Here is a 2532-nt window from a genome sequence, read left to right as displayed (position 1 = left end):
ATTTTATGAATGATATTCTCCGGTTTTGCTCTAAATACGGGATATTCCTTATTATCAAGCACTACCTTTTCTCCTAAATAATCAAATCCAATTTTGGGCAAAATCTTTTCTCCTTCTGTGCTAACTGCAAAGGCACCGATCTCTTTTATATCTATCCCTTTTTCCTTAAGACGTTTTAATTCTAAAGGAATATCTTTTATAAGCGTACTTGCGTATTCTTTCCTTCGATCATCATGAATATCAACTATTAAGGTAACCAAATAAAGATATACAGTTGTTGGATTAGTGTAGTTAAGAACAAATTTTCCAACCTCATTCTCTTCCAGCTTTCCTTCTAATACAGCTGTATAATCTCCTTTATCCAAAGGAAATAGCCCATATATCCCTTTTACCCCAGCCGGAGTTTTAAGAACTTTATAAACCTCATGATTCCTAAGCATAATTTCTTTAATATACTCAGGAGACACATGCCACTCTTTTGGATAAATTTTATCATTTAATGAAAGCATGCTTTCGATATCTTCTATTTCGGCTGTTGTAACTTCTTCTTCGGGATGCTTGCGGTACTGTTTCATTGTCCTATCCCTCATTTTCAATTTAATTTTTACATGTATATGAAAGATTTTTATTAATCATCATTTCATTATCCAAACCTTGCCTAAAAAAGAGCCTTTCTAAACCAAAAGGCTCTCTACCACTGTTATATCTTATTTATCTCTTCTTACAAGCAATGAACAGCACTCAGCATGTACTATTATTATGTACCGCAAAAAGTTCGATAAGGACGTGTTGATTCAGCAGGCAATGTAGCATACTCAGCCTGTTCAGGAGAATGCGCATAAGGATTTGAGAGAATCTGAAGAAGTCGCTCCATCACGCTATAATCTCCTTGTTTCACTGCGGCTTCTAGTGCAGCTTCTACCCGGTGGTTCCGAGGGATTACTGCAGGATTGCTATTCCGCATCAATTGATGTGAGTCAGCTTTTGATTCTTGCTGCCTGCCTAGTCTTGCCTGCCACAGCTCATGCCATTGAGTAAATTCTGGAGTCCCAAACAGAATCGTATCCTCTAATGTATCAAACGTTAACGCGCGGAAGGTATTCGTATAGTCGGCACGATACTTCTGCATGATACTAAGGAGCCCTTCAACAAGAGATCTATCCTGTGCCTCTTCATTAAATAGGCCTAGCTTTGCTTTCATTCCTGCAAGCCAGTGACTTTCATACAACTCACCAAAAGCTGACATTTCATTCTGGGCCAGTTTAATTGCTTCCTCCTGATCGTCGTGCAGCAGCGGCAATAAGCTTTCAGCAAATCGTGCAAGATTCCAGCCGCCAATATATGGCTGATTACCATAAGCATAGCGGCCCTCCCTGTCGATGGAACTAAATACTGTTGCCGGATCATAGGTATCCATAAAGGCACAAGGACCGTAATCAATCGTTTCTCCGCTAATCGTCATGTTGTCAGTGTTCATAACCCCGTGGATAAAACCAACCAACTGCCATTTAGCAATCAACATAGCTTGGCGCTTAATCAACGCTTGGAGCAGTGAAAGATATCGACTCTCATCCGCTTCAATATCCGGAAAATGGCGCTTAATTGTATAATCAGCTAAAGCCCGTAGTTCCTCAATAGTCCCCCATGTTGCAACGTATTGAAAAGTACCGACACGTAAATGACTAGCTGCTACACGGGTCAAAATTGCACCAGGCAGCTCAGTTTCACGGATGATTGACTCGCCGGTGGTCACTACTGCTAGACTGCGGGTAGTAGGAATACCGAGCGCATGCATCGCTTCGCTAATGATGTATTCACGCAACATCGGTCCAAGTGCTGCTCGACCATCCCCTCCGCGGGAGTATGGCGTTCTACCTGAACCTTTAAGCTGAATATCCACCCGCTCACCTTGAGGAGTAATCTGCTCACCAAGCAGCACGGCCCGACCGTCTCCTAACATCGTAAAATTCCCGAATTGATGCCCCGCATAAGCTTGAGCAAGCGGTAGAGCTCCTTCAGGACTATCATTGCCAGCAAGCAACGCTACACCATTTTCGCTTTGCAGTTCCTCTACGTTTAATCCTAACGATGTCGCCAACGAATCATTGAGAATAACCAAATTCGGTGAGCGTACAGGGTTTAGATTAAGGCTGGAAAACAATGATTTTGGCAAACGAGCATAACTGTTGTCTAAATTCCATCCTGTTTCTTTATCCTTTGTCATCTTATCCTCCTTTTCTTCTTTTGTCTTTTTCCATCCTAATTTAGACAAAAGACATTCTATAATGAATTATTTTTAGTTATCTACATTTCATTTCAGTACAAAGTTACCCTCTTTTTAATGTCTACTTCTGCCAATTTATTATACCATTCCAGATAAAGATAACACCTATTAACGCTCGCATTAGACACAAAATGAACTACACAGATGAAAATCCCTTTATTTTTTGACACAACAAAAAGGTCCTGCATGAAGCCAGGATCCTTTTATTAATCATTTATCTTTAAATTCTCTCCATGAGTTGCATTCGA

The 2532-nt window shown here is 40.6% G+C and carries 2 protein-coding genes; both read right to left on the bottom strand.

Going from position 1 to position 2532, the window contains the following annotated elements; translation table 11 throughout:
• Positions 1-575 (bottom strand): hypothetical protein (locus V7068_RS11325; RefSeq protein ID WP_499712866.1); only part of this gene is annotated, 575 nt, incomplete at its 3' end.
• 182 nt (positions 576-757) lie between these two features.
• Positions 758-2224, bottom strand: a complete 1467-nt coding sequence (locus tag V7068_RS11320) for a protein adenylyltransferase SelO (RefSeq protein ID WP_499712864.1) — start codon at positions 2222-2224, stop codon at positions 758-760.
• Positions 2225-2532: the final 308 nt, after the last annotated feature.

It is taken from the genome of Bacillus sp. JJ634 (assembly GCF_036962285.1).
Lineage (GTDB): Bacteria > Bacillota > Bacilli > Bacillales > DSM-1321 > Peribacillus > Peribacillus asahii_A.
Note: the sequence above shows the minus strand (reverse complement) of the source record. Positions and strands in the feature narration are given on the sequence as shown.

Coding starts and splice junctions, on each gene's coding strand:
- V7068_RS11320 (WP_499712864.1), bottom strand. CDS start 2,224: ATGACAAAGGATAAAGAAACAGGATGGAATTTAGACAACAGTTATGCT.